18 protein-coding genes and 1 tRNA gene are annotated in these 19,107 nt (G+C 70.6%); 12 read left to right on the top strand and 7 right to left on the bottom strand.

Features of this window, described 5'->3' with window-relative positions; translation table 11 throughout:
* Positions 1–46 precede the first annotated feature (46 nt).
* From J2Y58_RS00095 to J2Y58_RS00075, 5 genes are all read left to right on the top strand, one after another.
* Positions 47–3,601 carry a hydantoinase B/oxoprolinase family protein gene (locus J2Y58_RS00095; RefSeq protein ID WP_310096838.1) on the top strand — a complete coding sequence of 1,185 codons (3,555 nt, stop codon included), beginning with the start codon at positions 47–49 and terminating at the stop codon, positions 3,599–3,601.
* Positions 3,602–3,796: 195 nt separating this feature from the next.
* Positions 3,797–4,447: a DUF969 domain-containing protein gene (locus J2Y58_RS00090; RefSeq protein WP_310096835.1), complete on the top strand. Its 651-nt coding sequence runs from the start codon at positions 3,797–3,799 to the stop codon at positions 4,445–4,447.
* Entirely contained in the window at positions 4,444–5,349 is a 906-nt protein-coding gene (locus J2Y58_RS00085) for a DUF979 domain-containing protein (protein ID WP_310096832.1), read from the top strand. Before J2Y58_RS00090 ends, J2Y58_RS00085 begins: the two co-directional genes overlap by 4 nt.
* Positions 5,346–6,341 carry a DUF2891 domain-containing protein gene (locus tag J2Y58_RS00080; RefSeq protein ID WP_310096829.1) on the top strand — a complete coding sequence of 332 codons (996 nt, stop codon included), beginning with the start codon at positions 5,346–5,348 and terminating at the stop codon, positions 6,339–6,341. Before J2Y58_RS00085 ends, J2Y58_RS00080 begins: the two co-directional genes overlap by 4 nt.
* Before the next feature lie 51 nt (positions 6,342–6,392).
* On the top strand, positions 6,393–7,382 hold the full coding sequence (locus tag J2Y58_RS00075) for a patatin-like phospholipase family protein (protein WP_310096824.1): 990 nt from the start codon (positions 6,393–6,395) through the stop codon (positions 7,380–7,382).
* On the opposite strand, the gene J2Y58_RS00070 is transcribed toward J2Y58_RS00075, so the two are convergent.
* The 3 genes from J2Y58_RS00070 to J2Y58_RS00060 are packed head-to-tail and all read right to left on the bottom strand — an operon-like array spanning position 7,379 to position 11,225.
* On the bottom strand, positions 7,379–9,721 hold the full coding sequence (locus J2Y58_RS00070; protein ID WP_310096821.1) for a xanthine dehydrogenase family protein molybdopterin-binding subunit: 2,343 nt from the start codon (positions 9,719–9,721) through the stop codon (positions 7,379–7,381). The two genes, J2Y58_RS00075 and J2Y58_RS00070, sit on opposite strands and share 4 nt — an antisense overlap.
* Positions 9,718–10,722, bottom strand: coding sequence for a xanthine dehydrogenase family protein subunit M (locus tag J2Y58_RS00065; RefSeq protein WP_310096818.1), 1,005 nt, complete (start codon positions 10,720–10,722; stop codon positions 9,718–9,720). The genes J2Y58_RS00070 and J2Y58_RS00065 overlap by 4 nt, the downstream gene beginning before the upstream one ends.
* Positions 10,719–11,225 carry a 2Fe-2S iron-sulfur cluster-binding protein gene (locus J2Y58_RS00060; protein WP_310096815.1) on the bottom strand — a complete coding sequence of 169 codons (507 nt, stop codon included), beginning with the start codon at positions 11,223–11,225 and terminating at the stop codon, positions 10,719–10,721. The genes J2Y58_RS00065 and J2Y58_RS00060 overlap by 4 nt, the downstream gene beginning before the upstream one ends.
* Before the next feature lie 258 nt (positions 11,226–11,483).
* Here J2Y58_RS00060 and J2Y58_RS00055 point away from each other — a divergent pair, with 258 nt between their 5' ends.
* Positions 11,484–12,962: an MFS transporter gene (locus tag J2Y58_RS00055; protein ID WP_310096813.1), complete on the top strand. Its 1,479-nt coding sequence runs from the start codon at positions 11,484–11,486 to the stop codon at positions 12,960–12,962.
* Positions 12,963–13,271: 309 nt separating this feature from the next.
* Here J2Y58_RS00055 and J2Y58_RS00050 read toward each other — a convergent pair whose 3' ends face one another.
* Both J2Y58_RS00050 and J2Y58_RS00045 read right to left on the bottom strand, forming a co-directional pair.
* Positions 13,272–14,075 carry an NIPSNAP family protein gene (locus tag J2Y58_RS00050; RefSeq protein WP_310096810.1) on the bottom strand — a complete coding sequence of 268 codons (804 nt, stop codon included), beginning with the start codon at positions 14,073–14,075 and terminating at the stop codon, positions 13,272–13,274.
* Positions 14,076–14,315: 240 nt separating this feature from the next.
* A tRNA-Ser gene (locus tag J2Y58_RS00045) sits at positions 14,316–14,405 on the bottom strand.
* A 127-nt stretch (positions 14,406–14,532) separates the two neighbouring features.
* Here J2Y58_RS00045 and hspQ point away from each other — a divergent pair.
* The 4 genes from hspQ (at position 14,533) to J2Y58_RS00025 (ending at position 16,378) form a co-directional block, all read left to right on the top strand.
* The gene (gene hspQ / locus J2Y58_RS00040) at positions 14,533–14,910 is read left to right on the top strand and encodes a heat shock protein HspQ (RefSeq protein WP_310096808.1); all 378 of its coding nucleotides are present in this window, start codon (positions 14,533–14,535) and stop codon (positions 14,908–14,910) included.
* Positions 14,911–15,054: 144 nt separating this feature from the next.
* On the top strand, positions 15,055–15,351 hold the full coding sequence (rplU, locus tag J2Y58_RS00035; RefSeq protein ID WP_022687449.1) for a 50S ribosomal protein L21: 297 nt from the start codon (positions 15,055–15,057) through the stop codon (positions 15,349–15,351).
* A gap of 28 nt (positions 15,352–15,379) precedes the next feature.
* Positions 15,380–15,649, top strand: coding sequence for a 50S ribosomal protein L27 (rpmA, locus tag J2Y58_RS00030; RefSeq protein WP_310096801.1), 270 nt, complete (start codon positions 15,380–15,382; stop codon positions 15,647–15,649).
* Positions 15,650–15,826: 177 nt separating this feature from the next.
* Positions 15,827–16,378 carry a GNAT family N-acetyltransferase gene (locus J2Y58_RS00025; protein ID WP_310096798.1) on the top strand — a complete coding sequence of 184 codons (552 nt, stop codon included), beginning with the start codon at positions 15,827–15,829 and terminating at the stop codon, positions 16,376–16,378.
* 69 nt (positions 16,379–16,447) lie between these two features.
* On the opposite strand, the gene J2Y58_RS00020 is transcribed toward J2Y58_RS00025, so the two are convergent.
* Both J2Y58_RS00020 and J2Y58_RS00015 read right to left on the bottom strand, forming a co-directional pair.
* Positions 16,448–16,909, bottom strand: coding sequence for a hypothetical protein (locus tag J2Y58_RS00020; RefSeq protein WP_405053051.1), 462 nt, complete (start codon positions 16,907–16,909; stop codon positions 16,448–16,450).
* Between the two features lie 227 nt (positions 16,910–17,136).
* On the bottom strand, positions 17,137–17,991 hold the full coding sequence (locus J2Y58_RS00015; protein WP_310096795.1) for a metal-dependent hydrolase: 855 nt from the start codon (positions 17,989–17,991) through the stop codon (positions 17,137–17,139).
* Positions 17,992–18,046: 55 nt separating this feature from the next.
* On the opposite strand from J2Y58_RS00015, the gene J2Y58_RS00010 reads away from it, so the two are divergent.
* On the top strand, positions 18,047–18,634 hold the full coding sequence (locus J2Y58_RS00010) for a helix-turn-helix domain-containing protein (protein WP_310096792.1): 588 nt from the start codon (positions 18,047–18,049) through the stop codon (positions 18,632–18,634).
* A gap of 83 nt (positions 18,635–18,717) precedes the next feature.
* Positions 18,718–18,939, top strand: a complete 222-nt coding sequence (locus tag J2Y58_RS00005) for a hypothetical protein (RefSeq protein ID WP_310096790.1) — start codon at positions 18,718–18,720, stop codon at positions 18,937–18,939.
* Positions 18,940–19,107 lie beyond the last annotated feature (168 nt).

Genomic DNA, 19,107 nt, shown 5'->3' with positions numbered 1-19,107 from the left:
ACGACACCGCTGGCGATCCGCCGCAGATGATGACACACAGCCGGCCATGACCCGATGGCAGTTCTGGATCGACCGCGGCGGCACCTTCACCGACGTGGTCGCGCGCCGCCCCGACGGCACGCTCGTCACCGCCAAGCTGTTGTCCGAGGATCCCGACCGCCGCCATGACGCCGCCGAGGCCGCGATCCGCGCGCTGACCGGTGTCGGCGACGGTGCGCTGCCGCCCTGCGACATCCGCATCGGCACCACCATCGCCACCAACGCACTGCTGGAACGCGCCGGCGAACCCGTCCTCCTCGCGATCACGCGCGGCTTCGGCGACGCGCTGTCGATCGGCTATCAGGACCGGCCCGACATCTTCGCGCGCGCCATCCGCCGCCCCGCTCCGCTGTTCGCGCAGGTGGTGGAGATCGACGAACGCGTCGCCGAGGACGGCACCATCCTCACCCCGCTGGACGCGGACGCTGCCGCCGCCGCCTTCGCCCGCGCCTATGCCGGGGGTCTGCGCGCCGTCGCGATCGTCCTGATGCACGGCTGGAAGCACACCGCCCACGAGGAGCGGCTCGCCGGTTTGGCCCGCGCCGCCGGCTTCACCCAGGTTTCGGTCAGCCACCAGGCCGCGCCCGTCATCCGCCTCGTCACGCGCGGCGACACCACGCTCGCCGACGCGTACCTCTCGCCCGTCCTGCGCCGCTACGTCGCCGGGCTTGAAGCATCGCTCGGCCCCGATCTGCTCTTCATGCAATCCAGCGGCGGGCTGGTCGCGGGGTCGCGCTTCCACGGCAAGGACGCGCTGCTCTCCGGTCCGGCCGGCGGGATCGTCGGCATGGCACGCACCGCCGAAGCCGCCGGGTTCGACCGCGTCATCGGCTTCGACATGGGCGGTACCTCGACCGACGTCTCACTCTACGCCGGGCGATACGATCGCCGCACCGACGCGATGCTCGCGGGCGTGCGCGTCGCGGTGCCGATGATGCGGATCGACACCGTCGCGGCCGGCGGCGGCTCGATCTGCCATTTCGACGGCGGCCGGTTGCTGGTCGGCCCCGCCTCGGCGGGCGCCGACCCGGGCCCGGCCTGCTACCGTCGCGGCGGTCCGCTGACCGTCACCGACTGCAACCTGATCCTCGGCAAGATCCAGCCCGCGCACTTTCCCACGCTGTTCGGCCCCAACCGCGACCAGCCCCCCGACGCCGACGCCGCGCACGCCGCACTCGCACGCCTCCTCGACGAGGTCGAGGCGACGACCGGCGACCGCCTCGCCCCGCAGGCCGCCGCCGAGGGCCTCGTCGCGATCGCCGTCGCCAACATGGCGCGCGCGATCCGCGCCGTGTCCGTCGCGCGCGGCGAGGATCCGGCCGCCTACGCGCTCGCCTGCTTCGGCGGCGCGGGCGGGCAGCACGCCTGCCTCGTCGCCGACGCGCTCGGCATGGAGCAGGTGCTGATCCACCCGCTCGCCGGCGTCCTCTCCGCGGTCGGCATCGGCCTCGCCGCGCGCAGCACCGTCCACGACGCCACCGTGGCCTGTCCGCTCGACGACCCCGCACTGGACGACGCCCGCGCGCAGGCCGAACGGACCGCCGCCGCCACGCTCGCCGCGCAGGGCGTCGCGACGGAGACGATCCGCACCGACACCCACGCCCACCTCCGCTACGCGCGCACCGACCAGACGATCCCGGTCGCTTGGAGCACGCCGCGCGCGATGCGCGCCGCCTTCGCGGACGCACACCGGCAGCGTTTCGGCTTCACCAGCGACGACGCGCTGGTGGTCGAGCAACTTCGCGTGGAGGCGACCGGCGGCGACACCGCCTCGCTTCCCCCGCCGACGCTTCCCGCGACGACCGGCGCGCCGATCGACACCGCGCGCATGTACCTTGCCGGCGCACTCCATGACCTGCCGGTCTACGACCGCGCGCAGCTCGCCCGCGACGCACACCTGCCCGGCCCCGCGCTCCTGATCGACCCCGTCTCAACCGTGGTGGTCGAACCCGGCTGGTCGGCGCGCGTCCTGCCGGACGCCACCCTGCTACTCGAACGCACCGCCGCCCGTATCGAGCGAGCCGCCGACGCCGCCGCCGATCCGGTGCGGCTGGAGATCTTTGCCGGGCTCTTCATGGGCATCGCCAAGGAGATGGGCGCCGCACTCCAGCGCAGCGCCGCCTCGGTCAACATCCGCGAGCGCCTCGACTTCTCCTGCGCGCTGTTCGATGCGCACGGCGGGCTCGTCGCCAACGCCCCGCACATCCCGGTTCACCTCGGCTCGATGGGCGAAAGCATCCGCACCGTGATCGCCAATCGCGCCGGGACGATGCGCCAGGGGCAGGCCTATGCGCTCAACGACCCCTATCGCGGCGGCACCCACCTCCCCGACATCACCGTCGTCATGCCGGTCTTCGCCGGCGGGGACGCGCCTGCGTATTTCGTCGCCGCGCGCGGCCATCATGCCGACGTCGGCGGCACCACCCCCGGCTCGATGCCCCCCGACAGCCGCACGCTGGCGGAGGAAGGCGTGGTCTTCGACGACGTGCTGATCGTCGACGATGGCGCGCTGCTCGAATCGCCGATCCGCAACCTGCTGGCCGGCGGCCGCTACCCGGCGCGCAACATCGACCAGAACATCGCCGACCTGGCCGCACAGGTCGCCGCCTGCGCGCGTGGCGCCGATGGCCTGCGCGGGCTCGTGGCCCGTCACGGCGCCGCGGTCGTCACCGGATACATGGCGCACGTCCAGGCACATGCCGAGGCGATGGCGCGCCGCCTGATCGCCACGCTCCCCGATGGCCGTTTCCGCTACCCGCTCGACAACGGCAGCGCCGTGGAGGTGCGCGTCGTCGCCGACGACGGCAACCTCACGATCGACTTCACCGGCACCAGCGAGCAACATCCGGGCAATTTCAACGCGCCCCTGGCGGTCACCCGCGCCGCGGTGCTCTACGTCCTGCGCCTGCTCGTCGACGACGCGCTCCCGCTCAACGACGGCTTCCTCCGACCGGTCACGCTGATCGTCCCGCAAGGCTCGATGCTCAACCCTCGCGCCCCCGCGGCGGTGGTGGCGGGCAATGTCGAGGTCAGCCAGGTCGTCACCGACGCGTTGCTGGGCGCGCTCGGCGCGATGGCCGCCAGCCAGGGCACGATGAACAACCTCACCTTCGGCGACGCGACCTACCAATATTACGAGACGATCGCCGGCGGCGCGGGCGCCGGCCCCGACCATGACGGCGCCGACGCGATCCAGACCCACATGACCAACAGCCGCCTGACCGATCCCGAGGTGCTGGAAACCCGCTACCCGGTGCTGGTCGAGCGCTTCGCGATCCGCCGCGGCTCGGGCGGCGCGGGCGCGCACCGCGGCGGCCACGGCACGATCCGCCGCCTGCGGTTCCTCCGGCCGCTGCGCGCCGCGATCCTCAGCAACCGCCGCCTCGTCGCGCCCTTCGGCCTGTCCGGCGGCGCGGACGGCCGACCCGGCGCAAACCGCGTGGAGCGCGCCGGCGGCACGACCGAACCACTCGCCTCCACCGCCGCGGTCGACATGGCGGCCGGCGACGTCCTCGTCATCGAAACGCCCGGCGGTGGCGGGTATGGAGAGGCGGCGCGATGATCGATCAACCACCCCGCCCGCATCAACCACCCCGGCGAACGGAGCGGGACAGCACGACCTCCAAGCTGTCGCGACCTCTACAAAACGCCTCCCAAGATATTGGCGGTGAAGGCGAGACTATCAAAAGGCGCGCACACCCTGCTCCCGTTCCGCGCCACCTTCGCCAATATTTGCCCCGTCGGAGCCCGCGCTGACATGCTCGTCCTCGCCGGCATCGCCGTCATCGCCGCGGGTTTCCTGCTGCGCTTCAATCCATTGCTGGTGATCGTCGCCGCCGCGCTCGTCACCGGCCTCGCCGCCGGGCTCGATCCGCTCACCGTGCTCGCCACCTTCGGCCGCGCCTTCAACGACACCCGCTACGTCACCGCCATCTACATGGTCCTGCCCGTCATCGGCCTGCTCGAACGGCGCGGCCTCCAGTCGCGCGCCCGTGCGCTCGTCGCCGGCTTGCGCGGCGCGACCGCCGGCCGGCTGCTGGCCGGCTACCTCCTCTTCCGCCAGGTCACCGCCGCGCTCGGCCTCACCTCTGTCGCCGGTCCCGCACAGACGGTCCGCCCGCTGGTCGCCCCGATGGCGGAGGCCGCCGCCGAGCGGCAAGGCGCCGCCGATTGGGCCGAACAGGTCAAGGCGATGGCCGCCGCCACCGACAATATCGGGCTGTTCTTCGGCGAGGACATCTTTATCGCGATCGGCTCGATCCTGCTGATGAAGGGCGTGCTGGAGGGCTATGGCATCGTCCTCGAACCGTTCCAGCTCTCGGTCTGGGCGATCCCCACCGCGGTCGCCGCCTTCCTGATCCACGGCACCCGCCTGCTGCTGCTCGACCGCCGGCTGAAGCGGCGATGATCGGCCTGAACCTCGTCTACGGCGTCGCCGGCCTCGTCTTCGCCTCGTTCGCGCTGCTGTCCGCACGCGACCGCCGCTGGGCCAACGCCGCCTTTCACGCATTGATCGCATTGTCCTTTCTGATCGGCGACCGGCTCGGCGACATTGCCAACGGCGTCCTGGTGCTCACCCTCGTCGCGCTCGCCGCCTCCGGCCGCATGAGGCGCAGCACCCCCGCCCCGCCCGCCGACGACCGTCACGGCGCACGCGTCTTCATCCCCGCGCTCGTCATCCCCGCCACCGCGCTGCTCGGCACGCTGGCGTTCAAGCAATTCCCCGCCCTCGTGGACCCTAGGCAGGCGACGCTCGTCGCGCTCACGCTCGGCACGCTGGTCGCGCTCGTCCTGTGCGGCCTCCTGCTCCGCGCCCGCGCCGCCGAGCCGTTCGCCGCCGGGCGCGGCCTCATCGACGACATCGGCTGGGTCGCGATCATGCCGCAGATGCTCGCCAGCCTCGGCGCGGTCTTCGCGCTGGCGGGCGTCGGCGAGGTCGTCGGCGCGCTGATCGGCGCGGTGATCCCGGCGGGCAGCATCCTCGGCGCGGTGCTCGCCTATGCGCTCGGCATGGCGCTCTTCACGATCGTGATGGGCAACGCGTTCGCCGCCTTCCCGGTGATGGCCGCCGCCATCGGCGTGCCCTTGCTCATCCGGCAATCCGGCGGCGACCCCGCGATCGTCGCCGCCGTCGGCATGCTCGCCGGCTTCTGCGGCACGCTGATGACCCCGATGGCCGCCAACTTCAACCTGCTCCCCGCCGCGCTGCTCGACCTGAAGGACCGCTACGGCGTGATCCGCGCACAGGTGCCGACGGCACTCGCGCTGCTCGCCTTCAACATCCTGCTGCTCTACGCGATGATCGCATGACCACCCAGCTCGACCGCGCCACCGCCGACCGCTTCGCCGCCCTGACGCTCGGCCATGTCGGGCGCGAATATCCGAACGTCCTACTCCACGTCCTGACCGCGCCGGAGGACGCGCAAACCCCGTCGCAACTCCACCCCGCCTTCTACGGCAGCTTCGACTGGCACAGCTGCGTCCATGGCTGGTGGCAGCTGCTGCGGCTGCTCCGCCGCCACCCCGATCTTGCCGCCGCCGCCGACATCCGCGCCCGCGCCGACGCCACCTTCACGCCCGACAAGATCGCCGGCGAGATCGCCTATGTCGGGCGCCCGGCCAGCGCCGGGTTCGAACGCCCGTACGGCTGGGCGTGGCTGCTCGCGCTCCATGACGAGGCCGCCCGCCACCCCGCGCCCTGGGCCGCGACGATCGAGCCGCTCGCCCGCCTGATCGCTGCGCGCTTCCACGCCTTCCTGCCGCGCCTGACCTATCCGATGCGCGTCGGCACGCACTTCAACACCGGCTTCGCGCTGACGTTGGCGCACGACTGGGCCGCCCGCCACGACCCCGATCTGCAAGCGCTGATCGCCGCCACCGCGCAGCGCTGGCACGCCGGCGACCGCGACTGCCAGGCGTGGGAGCCGGGCGGCGACGAATTCCTCTCGCCCGCGCTTACCGTCGCGCTGCTGATGACGCGCGTCCTCGATACCGCAGCCTTCCGCCGCTGGTTCGACGCCTTCTTGCCGCGCATCGCGGCCGGCGAACCCGCGACGCTCTTCACCCCCGCGATCGTCTCCGACCGCAGCGACGGCAAGATCGCGCATCTCGACGGCCTGAACCTCAGCCGCGCCTGGTGCTGGCGCACGATCGCCGCCACGCTCGGCCCCGACCACCCGGTCGCCGGGCGCGCCGAGCAGGCCGCACGCGACCATCTCGCCGCCAGCCTGCCGCATCTCGGCGACGATTACATGGGCGAACACTGGCTCGCCACCTTTGCGCTGCTCGCGCTGGAGCCGTAGTCCCTGCCCGCGCGTAGGAGGCACAACCTCCTGCAACCGTGAGCCTTTCCGATGACCGACCATCCCGACTGCCGCGTCGCGCTGATCCTGGGCGGCGGCAATGCGCTCGGCGCCTATCACGCCGGCGTCCATCAGGCGCTGGAGGACGCGGGCGTCAGCCCCGACTGGATCGTCGGCGCATCGGTCGGCGCGATCAGCGGCGCGATCATCGCCGGCAACGCCCCCGCCCAACGTACCGCGCGGCTCACCGACTTCTGGCGTCCGGCTCCCGAAGACACCCGCGACTGGAGCGCGATCCCCGACGACTGGCGGCGCAGCGGCGAGGTGCTGGGAACGATGCTCGGCGGGCGCAGCGGCATGTTCCACGGGGTCGGCACCACGCTGCTGGACGGCAAGCCCGCCCTCTACGATACCGCGCCGCTCGCCCGCACGCTGGCCGCGCTGATCGACGTCGATCGGCTCAACGGTGGCCCGATCCGCTACACCGCCACCGCGGTCGAACTCGACACCGGTGCCGACGCGATCTTCGACACGGCCGAGCGATGGGTCACCCCCGACCACGTCCGCGCCAGCGGCTCGCTGCCGCCCGGCTTCCCGCCGGTCACGATCGACGCCACGCGCTACGTCGACGGCGGCCTCTCCGCCAACCTGCCGCTCGATCCGGTGCTGTCCGCGCCGGGCGACGCGCCCCGCCTGTGCATCGCGGTCGACCTCCTCCCGCTCGCCGCCCCGCGCCGCGATACGCTCAGCGCGATGGTCGAGCGCATGCAGGACCTCACCTTCGCGATCCAGTCCCGCCGCAGCATCGCGGCGTGGCAGGCACGCTATGCGCACGACCCGGCCCTCGCCGACCGCTCGGTCACGCTCGCGCACCTCGCCTATGCCGATCAGGACGCGGAGGTCGCCGGCAAGGCGATGGACTTCTCGCCCCGCTCGGTCCGCGCGCGCTGGGACGCCGGCCGCCGCGACGCGGCCGCGCTGCTCGCACGGTGGCGCGCCGGCGGGTTCCCGATCGGCCGCGCCGGCCTCCACCTGGTCTAAAGCAGCTTGTCCAGCGTGATCGGCAGGTCGCGCACCCGTTTTCCGGTCGCATGCCACACCGCATTGGCGACCGCCGCGGCGACACCCGTGATGCCGATCTCGCCGATCCCGTGCGCGCCCATCGGGGTGTGCGGATCGGGGATGTCGGTCCAGATCACGTCGATCTCGGGCACGTCCAGGTGCACGGGGATGTGATATTCCGCCAGGCTGGGGTTCATCACCCGCCCGTTGCGCTCGTCGAACTGCGTCTCCTCCATCAACGCCATGCCCAGCCCCATGATGATCCCGCCGCGGAACTGGCTGATCGCGGTGCGCGGGTTCAGGATTCGGCCGCAGTCGAACGATCCCAGGATACGGTTGACGCGCAGCTCGCCGGTCACCGCATTGACCCGCACCTCGCAGAAGATCGCGCTGTGCGAGTGCATCGACCAGTGCATCAGCTCGAGCGGCATCGACCCCGCCTTGGTCACCGACACCTGCGGCCGCTGCGCCCGCGCCAGGATCGAGGCATAGCTTTCGCGCCGCGCCGGATCGCTGCGGCTCGCCAGCCCGCCGTCGACGCTGCCCACCTCGGCGGCCGACAGCCCGGCAAGCGGCGAATCGTTCCCCGCCAGCTTCAGCAGGTCGGCGACCAGCGCATTGTGCGCCGCGATCACCGCCGCGCCGATCGCCGCGGTCTGTTGCGACCCGCCAGCCATGATCGCGCCGGGGATCGCCGAATCGCCGTAGTCGACCGTGACGCTTTCGATCGGCAGCCCCAGCCGCTCGGCCGCGACCATCGCGGTGGTGGTGCTGGTGCCCATCCCCATCTCGGCCGCCGCGACCGCCACGTGTGCGTGCACCTCGTCGCCGTCGCGCGTCAACGTCAGGCGCGCCTCCGCGCCCGGCATCCGGTAATAGGGATAGGTGCCGGTCGCACAGCCGGTGCCCACCCACCATTCGCCCTCGCGCCGCATCGCCGGTCGCGGGTCGCGCACGGCCCAGCCGAACTTCTCCGCCCCCTGCCGCCACGCGGTGACGATATGCCGCGAGGAGAAGGGCACGCCGGTCGTCGGATCCTTTTCCGGCTCGTTGATGATGCGCAGCTCGACCGGATCGATCCCCAGCCGCTCGGCCAGCTCATCCACCGCCACCTCCAGCGCGAAGGTGCCGACCGCCTCGCCCGGCGCGCGCATGAAGGTGTTGGCCAGCATGTTCATCCGCGCCACCTCGACCTTCAGCGCGAAGCTGCGCGCGGCATAGGTGCAGCGCGTGCCGAGGATGAACGGCTCGGGCATGTTGTTGTGCGGGGTCATGACGGACAGGCCGGTGTGGACGATCGCGTCGAACGTCCCGTCCGCCTGCGCGCCGATCGCGACGCGCTGCTCGGTCAGCGTCCGCCCGCCGACCGTCCGGTACACGCCCTCGCGCGACAGCGCGATCCGCACCGGGCGCCCCGACAGCTTGGCCGCCGCCGCCGCGATCACCTGATGGTCCCACAACCCCTTGCTGCCGAACCCGCCGCCGACATAGGGCGAGGTCAGCCGCACCTTCTCGGCCGGCAGCCCGAACGCCGCGCCGATCGTCTCGGCCTGCTGCGACACCATCTGGCTGGCGTCGTGGATCACCAGCGCGCCGTCGACCCATGCCAGCGTCGCGGCGTGCGGCTCGATCGGATTGTGGTTGTGCCGCGGCGTGCGGTAGACCTCGTCGACCTTCACCGGCGCCGCCGCCAGCGCCGCCTCGGCATCGCCGATGTCGGTGCGCAGCGGCTGGCCGAAGAACATGCCCTGCTCGGTCCCGTTCGCCACCGCGCCCGCGACCGTCGTTGTCGATGGCTCCTCGGCATAGCGGACCTGCAACAACGCGGCGGCATGGTCCGCCTGCTCCTGCGTCTCGGCCAGCACGCACGCGACCGGCTGCCCGTTCCAGTGGATGCGGTCGTCCTGCATGATCGGCAGGTCCGCCGGGCCGACCGCATTGGCGCCGCTGCCGAACGGCGGCGGTGTCTTCATCCGCGGCGCGTTGCGGTGCGTCATCACCAGCACCACGCCCGCCGCCGCCTCCGCCGCGCCAGCGTCGATCTCCGCGATTCGCCCGCGCGGCACCGTGGCATAGACGAGCGCGGCATAGGTCAGCCCGTCGAACCGGAACTCGGCCGCGAACCGCGCCGCGCCCTTGACCTTCAGCGCGCCGTCCAGCCGCGACACCGGCGTCCCGATCAACCCGTGCTTGCGCGCGATCAGCGGATCGGGCTTGCCGCCGGGAATCCAGCTGTCGGGCGCCAGCGGTACCAGCTTCTGCATCGCCCCCATCATCAGCCCTTGCGCCGCCTGCTTGGCGCTGTCGACGATGCTCATGCCGCCTCTCCCCCAGCTGTTTCGCCTTTGGCCAGTTCGCCCAGCACCGCCACCAGGGTGCGCGTCGCCAACGCCGGCTTGAACGCATTGTCGCGCAGCGGCTGCGCATCCACGAATTCGCGCGCCGCCGCCTCGCGGATCGCTTCGTCGGTCAGCGTCGCCCCGCGCAACGCATCCTCGATCCGCGATGCCCGCCACGGCTTGTGCGCGACCCCGCCGAACGCGACGCGCACGTCGGCGATGCGATCGCCCTCCATCTCCAGCGCGGCGGCGACCGAGATCAGCGCGAAGGCGTAGCTCGCCCGGTCGCGCACCTTGCGATAGGTCGACCGCGCCGCGAACGGCAGCGGCGGCAATTCAATCTCGGTGATCAGTTCGCCCGGCGCCAGCACCGTGTCGAGATCGGGCCGGTCGCCCGGCAGCCGGTGCAGCCCGGCGAACGGCAGCGTCCGCGCGCCCTCCGCCCCCTCGACATGCACGGTCGCGTCCAGCGCGGCGAGCGCGACGCACATGTCGGACGGATGCGTCGCCACGCACGCCTCGCTCGCGCCCAGCACCGCATGGATGCGCGTGAACCCGCCGCGGGCGTCACACCCGCTCCCCGGCTGCCGCTTGTTGCAGCGCGACCCGGCCGTGTCGTAGAAATAGGTGCAGCGCGTCCGCTGGAGCATGTTGCCGCCGACGGTCGCCATGTTGCGGATCTGCGCCGACGCTCCCGCCAGGATCGCGCGCGCCAGCATCGGGTAGCGCGCGCGCACCGCCGGATGCTCGGCCAGCGCGGTGTTGCGCACACCGGCGCCGATCCGCAGCCCGCCGTCCGCGGTCTCCTCGATCCCGGTCGACAGCCCCGACACATCGACCAGCTGCCCCGCGCTCGCCACCGTCTCGCGCAGCAGGTCGACCAGGTTGGTCCCGCCGCCCAGATACGCGACGCCCGCCCCCCCGCCGGTCCGCACCGCCTCGGCGACATCGCCGGCGCGTGCATAGCTGAACGGCGTCATGCCGCCACCTCCGCCGCGACCGTGCGCCGGATCGCCTCGATGATCCCGTTGTGCGCGCCGCACCGGCACAGGTTGCCGCTCATCCGCTCCTGCACCTCCTCGCGCGTCAGCGCGACGGCGCCCGACAGATCGGCGGTGACATGGCTCGGCACCCCGCGCTTCGCCTCCGCCGCCATCCCGATCGCCGAGCAGATCTGCCCCGGGGTGCAATAACCGCACTGGAAGCCGTCATGCTCGATGAACGCCGCCTGCAACGGGTGCAGCGCGTCGCCGTCGGCCAGCCCCTCGATCGTGGTCACCGCGCGCCCGTCGTATTGGACGGCCAGCGCCAGGCACGACAGGATGCGCTCGCCGTCCACCAGCACCGTGCAAGCCCCGCACGCGCCCTGGTTGCAGCCCTTCTTGGTGCCGGTAAGGTGCAGCGTCTCGCGCAGGTGGTCCAGCAACGACACCCGCGCATCCGCCGGAGGTGCCGACGGCACCCCATTGACGACGATCGACATCTTTCCTCCGTTTCGCCGGAGCCGGCCGGCAGACATAAATCATAACAGTCCGTTCGGCGCCGGATAGTCCCCCCGACGAAAGCCTCATGCGGCGCTGCGAGCCGCCTGCGCCCGATCCTCCCGCTCCCGCGTTCATGCCGGCACATGACCACCCCTCGACCTGCCTCCATCCGCTCTCCACGATCCGCCGGCCATCGCCGCATCGTTCGGCGGGAGCGATAACCGACGATGCGGTGGCGACGGCGTAACCTGGCCTCGATGAGCGCGGATGTCGGCGACGGGCTCGCCCCCGGTGTCGAAGCGATCGCTACCCCGCGTGAGGCCACCGCCGCCGAACGCGCCCCGCCGGCGCGCGGCTACCGCGTGATCGCGCTCGTCGTCGCCTCCGCATTGTTCATGCAGCAACTCGACGGCACCGTGCTCACCGTCGCGCTGCCGACGATGGCGCGCGACCTCGGCACGTCGGCGACCAGCCTCAGCGTCGCGCTGACCAGCTACCTGCTCGCGCTCGCCCTCTTCATCCCGGCCAGCGGGACGCTCGCCGACCGGTTCGGCTCGCGCAACCTGTTCTGCGCCGCGATCGGCGTGTTCCTGCTCGGCTCGCTCGCCTGCGCACAGTCCGCGTCGCTGCCGATGCTGGTCGGCGCACGCTTCGTGCAGGGGATCGGCGGCGCGATGATGGTGCCGGTCGGCCGGCTCGTCCTGCTGCGCAGCGTGGCCAAGGAGGACATGGTGCAGGCGTTGTCGTGGCTCGTCATGCCCGCGCTTGCCGGGCCGATCCTGGGGCCGCCGCTCGGCGGGTTCATCGTGACCTGGCTCGACTGGCGCTGGATCTTCTACCTCAACATCCCCGTCGGCATCCTCGGCGTGGTCGGCGCGTTCCTGCTCGTGCCCGACGTGCGCGGCGACCCGCGCGCGCGCTTCGACCTCATCGGCTTCCTGCTGTCGGGCGTCGCGCTCGGTTGCCTGCTGTTCGGGTTCGAACTGGCAAGCCGCCCCGGCACCGGCCTGGCCGCGCTCGCGCTGCTGGCGGTCGGGGCGTTGCTGGCGATCGGCTACGTGCGCCACGCTCGCCGCACGACCGACCCGATCCTCGATCTCACGCTGATGCGCGTGCCGACCTTCCGGCTGTCGGTGTTCGGCGGCTCGCTGACGCGCATCACGCAGGGTGCGCAGCCGTTCCTGCTCCCGCTGATGTTCCAGATCGGCTTCGGCCTCTCGGCGGCGCGCACGGGCACGATCACGATGGCGGGCGCGATCGGCGCGCTGGCGATGAAGGCGCTTGCCCCGCGCGTGCTGCGCCGCTGGGGATTTCGCCGCAGCCTGATCGTGTCCGGTCTGGCGAGCAGCGCGGGTTACGCGACCTGCGCCTTCTTCCGGCCCGACTGGCCGGTCGCGGTCATGTTCGGCGTGCTGGCGCTGTCGGGTTTCTTCACCTCGTTCCAGTTCACCGGCTACAATGCCATCGCCTATGCCGATGTCGACAAGGACCGGATGAGCGCCGCGACCAGCTTCTACGCGACCTTCCAGCAACTGACGTTGTCGCTCGGCATCTGCACCGCCGCCACCGTGCTCGAACTCGGGACATTGGTGCAGCGCGACGGCCGCCCGACCCTGACGACCTTCTCGGTCGCGTTCGTGGTCGTGGCGACCATCTCCGCCGCCGCGGTCGTGTGGAACCGCCGCTTCGCGCCCGACGCCGGCGCGGAAATGAGCGGCCATCGCGACCACGACTGATCGGGTGGTGGAAGGGTTGTTAACCGCTCCGCTTTAGAAAAGGGAGCGTCCTCCACACGATCGGAAGCGCCCTGTATGATCGTCATCGCCGGATATGCCATCGGCTCGCTGTTCACGCTGGCCGCGGTCGGCAACCTGTGCCTCGCCCGCCGCCCGGCCCGCGTCCGCGCGCCGGTTCGGCAACGGTAACGTCGACGGGTACGTGGCGGAGCGGCGTCCCGCCCTTCAAAAAACGCGCGCAGGTCGCTCCCGACCGTGCGCCGCTACCGCTGCAACTCGCCACGAACGATATCGGCGGTGCCGTCGCGCCTAGATTTGCGAATAGGGCGTCGGGCTGAGGATGCGATTGTCGATGCCGGTCGTGATGTCCGGGTCGGTAAGCCCGGGCGTCGTGATCAGGCGCTTCCACGCCGGGTCGGCGCCGAAGGTGCGCCAGGCGCGCTCGCGCGCCGCCATGTCCGTGAAGGTCAGCATGTACGTGAGGCTCGGCAGACGCTCGCCGGTCAGGTCCTGCGCGAAGAAGACCGGGGCAAGCCCGGCGCGCCGGAAGATCTCGATCTCGCCGCCGGTATCGAACATGTCGATCTTGGTCGCTCCCGCCTTGTCGCTATGGCTGAAATAGGTCCGCAGCTCAAAGATGCGGCTGCTGCCGCCGGGCACCTCCAGGCGTGCGAAATGGGGAAAGGCGCGCATCAGCTTGATGTCGAGCGACGCATGGGGCGGTTCGCCGGGCGCGGTGTTCGAGAACGGCGCGGCGGCCTTCGCATACGTCGCGTCACCGGCCAGCTTGCCGGGTAGCGCCACGAAGTCGGCGGCGCCGGCGTGGGGGATGAGGACGAGCAGGCTCGGACTGCCGGGCCCGATCGTGACGGTGAAGACGCCCACCGGCCCGCAACCAGCGCGCCGGGCGGCGGGAATGAACGCGTCGCGCAGGTAGGCGTCGAGACGCTCCCTCATCGGTCCGTTGACCAGGCGATAGGTACGAAGCTCGTAGATCTCGCGTTGCGACGCCGTCGCCGTCGTCGGACGCGCCAGCGCCCCGCCGCTCGAGATAGCGACTCCTCCCGCCGCAGCGGCGGTCAGCATCGACCGTCGATCCATCGTCTTCGCCATCGTTCCCCCGGAAAGCTGTAGCGCTACCAACGGAGCGCATTCGGCCGATCCCGTCAATCAACGAGGTTTAGGGACAAAACGTTTACGCGCGGCGATCATCCTTGATCCGCGAGAGCGACACCCCGCTTCACGCCTCCGCTCATCCCGCGCCCGGGTCGGACGGATCGGGATCATCCTCGACGCCGATGAAGCACGCACAGCGGCTCTTGGTGTCATTCGGGCCAGGCTGCAAAGGGTAAATGGCGGAGAGGGTGGGATTCGAACCCACGGTACCCGTGAGGGCACGCCGCATTTCGAGTGCGGTGCATTCGACCACTCTGCCACCTCTCCGCGAGGTCCCTGCGGCCGTTCGGCGCGCCCGGGTTGCTGGTCGAGGCGCGGCCCCTAGCGTGCCGCTGCCCCCCGCGCAAGCGCCTTCGCGTGTTGTGCGGTGCGATTTCCGCACTAGATGGGTCGCATGAGCCCGAACCTGCCGACCGACCGACTGCCCGACGATCCCGCCCCGCCCCCGATCGCGCATGCGCGCTTCTCGATCGGCGACGTGGTGCGCCACCGCATGCTCGACTTCCGCGGCGTGATCTTCGACGTCGACCCGGTCTTCGCCAACAGCGAGGAATGGTATCAGTCGATCCCGGAGACGCTGCGTCCGCGCAAGGACCAGCCCTTCTACCATCTGCTCGCCGAGAACCTCGAATCGAGCTACGTCGCCTATGTCAGCCAGCAGAACCTGGAGCATGACGACAACGACGAACCCGTCGAGCATCCCGCGATCGCCGGCTTGTTCGACCGGCTCGACGACGGCCGCTACGGGCTGAAGCGGCTTCATCGCCACTGACGGGCCGTCAACCGCCGGCAACGCCGGGGAATCGGTTGACATGTGCGAAGGGCTATCCTAACCGCCACGCTTCAACCGTGCGGTACGGCCGTCGCGGTCCATGACATTTGGGAAGCAATTCCCCTTGAAGGAATGAACGTAGCCATGTTCGCAGTCGTGCGCACGGGCGGCAAGCAGTACCGCGTCGCCGCCGGAGACAAGATCGTCGTCGAGAAGATCGAGGGCGAGGCCGGCGCGTCGGTGACGCTGGGTGACGTGCTGCTCGCGGGCGAGGGTGCGGAGCTCAAGGACGTCGCGGGCCTGACCGTCGCCGCCGAGATCATCGCCCAGGCGAAGGGCGAGAAGGTGATCGTTTTCAAGAAGCGTCGCCGTCACAACTATCGTCGCCGCAACGGCCATCGCCAGAACCACACGATCCTGAAGATCGTCTCGGTCGGCTGAGCCCCAACGCGCGAAAGGAACAGACACAATGGCACATAAGAAAGCAGGCGGTTCGTCGCGTAACGGTCGTGATTCGGCCGGCCGTCGCCTTGGCGTGAAGAAGTTCGGCGGCCAGGAAGCGGTCGCGGGCAACATCCTCGTGCGTCAGCGCGGGACGAAGTTCTATCCGGGCCGCAACGTCGGCATCGGCAAGGATCATACCCTGTTCGCGCTCGTCGACGGCCGCGTGGTGTTCCATGACGGCAAGCTGGGCCGTAAATTCTGCTCGGTGGACATGATTGCGGCCGCGGCCGAATAACATCGGGTGACCACACGGGTTGCCCACCAGGGCGACCCGGGGTTCCAGCAGGAACCCAGCCAGACAAGGGAGACGGGTCCGCCCCGGCTCCCTTTTTTTCATGCTCCCTCCCCTGATCGTCCCCGTGTCGCGCGCCCGTCATGGCGCCGTGCCACGGCCCGTCGAAGGAGATGGAGCATGTTCGCGTTGACGCCCCGCTTGACGTTACGGCCCGGCTGGCTGGAGGATGCGCCCGCGCTGACCCGCGCGATCGCGCACGAGGCGGTGGTCGGCCGCCTCGCCCGCGCGCCCTGGCCTTACGCACTGGACGATGCCGAGGCGTTCCTGTCGCTCCCGCGCGGGGCGACCGAGCCACGCTTCGCGATCGTCGAACGCGCGGCCGGCTACCGGTTGATCGGCGGCATCGGCCTGCACCGCGCCGAGGGCGGCGACCACGAACTCGGCTATTGGCTGACCCCGGACGCGTGGGGCCGCGGCTATGCGACCGAGGCGGGGCGCGCGGTGATCGCGATCGCGCGCCACGCGCTGCCGATCACGCGGCTGACCGCCTATCATCACGCCGACAACCCGGCGTCGGGCCGCGTCCTGCGCAAGCTCGGCTTTGTCGAAACCGGCCGGTCGCAGCGTCATGCGCTCGCCCGCGGGGGCATGGTCGAGGCGGTCGACTTCGCGCTCGACCTCGACGCGGACGATGCCCGTCCCATGCAAGCGATGGCGATCGCGGCCTGACCTCGTGCCGCCGCCCGGCCGTCGTGCGACCGACGACCGCCGGGCGGCGAGAAGCGAACGACCGGGCGGCTAGCGCGCAGCCGCCGCGCACGTACCGCCGTAGGCGATGCGGTACGACCGGCCGAAGCAGCGTATCAGCGCATCCACGACGGCCAGATTGGGCGGCCATGGCCGATCCGCGGGCAAACCCGCGGGCCTCTTCACCGCGTCCAGCCGACGTCGTGCGACGAGCAGGGCCTTTCGATCGTTGCCCAAGAAGGCGATCGTGGCATCGGCATAGGGGTTCCAGCCGAATCGATCGTCCTCCGGTGCCCTTCGCGACTTCTCCATCAACGGAATCGCGGCGGCGTGGTCGCCGTTCAGGGCGCGCAGCTGCGCCTCGTGCCAGTATAGAAGCGGGATACGCTCCTGCGAGTTCATGCGGTACGCCCGGATCAGATCGGCCGCGGCGCCGCCGCAGCCCGGCTTGTCCGCCAGTTCACGCCAACCGCCCGTCATGTCCTGATCGAACGCCTCGAACCCCAGCGCCAACATCTTGTCGTCACACCGGCAGGCCTCCGACGCGGGGACGGCGCGCGGAGAGGGCGTCGATGCCTGAAGCGGCGACGAGAAAAGGACAGCCATCAAGATCATCGATCGTTTCCGTTCGGAAAACCGCGCCTGCCGGTAAGCGCGGCTCGACGATAGGACCACGAGCGGCGATGCGTCGACTCGCGATCGCCCCGCATGATCCCGACGCGCACCGCCCGCGCTTTCGTCTAGCCCGCCGCGCGCGGCATCACCGCCGCCTCGTAATCGCTCTCCGCCAGCCCGATCAGCGCACGGTCGTCATGCTTCCACGGGTGGAAGCCGGGCAGGAAATAGGCCGCCCACACGCCCGCCACCTTGCGCGCCATGCCGGGATTGCCGAACGCATACCACGCCATCCGCGCCCACACCCTCGGCCCCGTCAGCCCGTCCTGCCGCAGCAGCTCGGTCATCCCGCGCGCGCGACCGGTCACGAACCGCCACGTCGTGATCAGCATCACCAGCGCCTTCACCCGCCAGCGCGTGAAGCGCGGCCAGTCGCGCGTCGCGTGCAGCCAGGTGTCGTACGCGACGCCCTTGTGCTCGATCTCCTCGGCGGCGTGCCACAGCCACAAGGCGCGCGCCTGCTCGTCGCCGCCGGCCAGATGCTTCGGATTGGCGATCAGCTCGTGCGCCAGCATCGCGGTGAAATGCTCCAGCGCGCTGGTCGCCGCCAGGCTGCCGATCGGCGGGCGATCCCTGGTCAGCGCCAGAGCGGCATCGACGTCGCGGTCGAGCAAGGTCGTGTCATAGCCCTGGTCGGTGACATGGCGGTTGAACGCGACATGCTCGCGGGTGTGGATCACCTCCTGCTTCACGAAGGCGTTGATCTCGCGCGCCAGCCGCGGCGGCGTGCCGTCGCGGAACTTGCGCACGCTGTCGACAAAGAACCCCTCGCCCTTCGGGAACGTCACCGACAACGCGTTGTAGAAGGCGGTCGCATAGGGATCGTCGTTCAGCCACCAGCGCCGGATCGCGGCACCGCGCCCGAAGCGCCGGTCGCGCGGAGTGATCGTCAGGTCGGCAGGGGTGGTTGCTTTCGCCACGGAAACCTCCACTAAGGACGGACACAATCCGTTAACTTACACTGGTGTCAGTTAGTTGCCCCTCGCCGCCAATGCAACCCCCCGTCGCCGGCTGAGCCCCGCGGCGTCGCGCGACGCGGCGCTGGAGGCGGCGCGCGTGCTGCTGGTGGAGGAAGGGCCGCAGGCGGTGACGCTGAAGGCGGTCGCGGCGCAGATCGGGCGGACGCACGCCAACCTCCTCCACCATTTCGGCTCCGCGGACGGGTTGCAGCGCGCGCTGATCGCGCGGATGACCGCGCTGGTCGTCGCCCCGATCCGCGACGCCGCCCGCCGCTCGCGCGAGCGCAAGGATCCGGCGGAACTGGTCGACGTCGTCTTCGACGCGTTCGGGGCCAACGGCGCGGGGGCGCTGGCGACGTGGATGATCCTCAACGGCAACCAGGACGCGCTCGATCCGATCCTGACCGCGGTCCACGACCTCGTCGAGGAACTGTCCCGCGACGAGGACCGCCCCGACGTGCCGATCAAGGACGAGACGCTGCACCTAGTGCTGGCGGCGCTGGGCGACGCGCTGCTCGGCGCCCCGATGGCGCGTGCCCTGGGGCTGCCGCGCGACCGGGCGCGGGGGATCATGCGAGCGATGTTGCTCAGGGACCGGGCGTGAGAGATGGGGTGCGCGGTCTAGCGGCCGCTTACGCCCACTTTCCGACATACCGCGACCTGCTACGATGTCTCGCAGGAGGCTACGTGACGATCTACCAGCGGTTTCGAATTTGGGTCGATGAAGTTCAGTCGGGAAGCCTCTACGCGGGCAAGCTGCTGTATGCCGCTGGCGCGATTCCGCTGTTCGCCACTCCTATTTTTTGGCGATTGGTGGCGTATTCCGGGGGTCGTCCTCGCGATTGCGTGGATGGTCTTCTTGCTTTGGAGGCTTTGGCTGATGGCGAAAACTGGCCTGATCGCCAGTGACGTTCCGCAGGGCCGCTTAGTAGATAAGGTCCTGAAGCGGCCTTCCGACGATATGACGAAGAACGGCAGCTAACCACCGAGGCTGTGTGGAAACGCGTTGATGTGGTAGCCTTCCCTCATTGATGGAGGCGCTAGAATGAGCCGTTTCATCGAGGGTTTGGATCGGCG

The organism is Sphingomonas sp. BE138 (assembly GCF_031456125.1).
GTDB lineage: Bacteria > Pseudomonadota > Alphaproteobacteria > Sphingomonadales > Sphingomonadaceae > Sphingomonas.
Note: the sequence above shows the minus strand (reverse complement) of the source record. Positions and strands in the feature narration are given on the sequence as shown.

Bases quoted from the DNA above. Each gene is read 5' to 3' on its own strand.
- J2Y58_RS00095 (WP_310096838.1), top strand. From the start codon at position 47: ATGACCCGATGGCAGTTCTGGATCGACCGCGGCGGCACCTTCACCGAC.
- J2Y58_RS00090 (WP_310096835.1), top strand. From the start codon at position 3,797: ATGCTCGTCCTCGCCGGCATCGCCGTCATCGCCGCGGGTTTCCTGCTG.
- J2Y58_RS00085 (WP_310096832.1), top strand. From the start codon at position 4,444: ATGATCGGCCTGAACCTCGTCTACGGCGTCGCCGGCCTCGTCTTCGCC.
- J2Y58_RS00080 (WP_310096829.1), top strand. From the start codon at position 5,346: ATGACCACCCAGCTCGACCGCGCCACCGCCGACCGCTTCGCCGCCCTG.
- J2Y58_RS00075 (WP_310096824.1), top strand. From the start codon at position 6,393: ATGACCGACCATCCCGACTGCCGCGTCGCGCTGATCCTGGGCGGCGGC.
- J2Y58_RS00070 (WP_310096821.1), bottom strand. From the start codon at position 9,721: ATGAGCATCGTCGACAGCGCCAAGCAGGCGGCGCAAGGGCTGATGATG.
- J2Y58_RS00065 (WP_310096818.1), bottom strand. From the start codon at position 10,722: ATGACGCCGTTCAGCTATGCACGCGCCGGCGATGTCGCCGAGGCGGTG.
- J2Y58_RS00060 (WP_310096815.1), bottom strand. From the start codon at position 11,225: ATGTCGATCGTCGTCAATGGGGTGCCGTCGGCACCTCCGGCGGATGCG.
- J2Y58_RS00055 (WP_310096813.1), top strand. From the start codon at position 11,484: ATGAGCGCGGATGTCGGCGACGGGCTCGCCCCCGGTGTCGAAGCGATC.
- J2Y58_RS00050 (WP_310096810.1), bottom strand. From the start codon at position 14,075: ATGGCGAAGACGATGGATCGACGGTCGATGCTGACCGCCGCTGCGGCG.
- hspQ (WP_310096808.1), top strand. From the start codon at position 14,533: ATGAGCCCGAACCTGCCGACCGACCGACTGCCCGACGATCCCGCCCCG.
- rplU (WP_022687449.1), top strand. From the start codon at position 15,055: ATGTTCGCAGTCGTGCGCACGGGCGGCAAGCAGTACCGCGTCGCCGCC.
- rpmA (WP_310096801.1), top strand. From the start codon at position 15,380: ATGGCACATAAGAAAGCAGGCGGTTCGTCGCGTAACGGTCGTGATTCG.
- J2Y58_RS00025 (WP_310096798.1), top strand. From the start codon at position 15,827: ATGTTCGCGTTGACGCCCCGCTTGACGTTACGGCCCGGCTGGCTGGAG.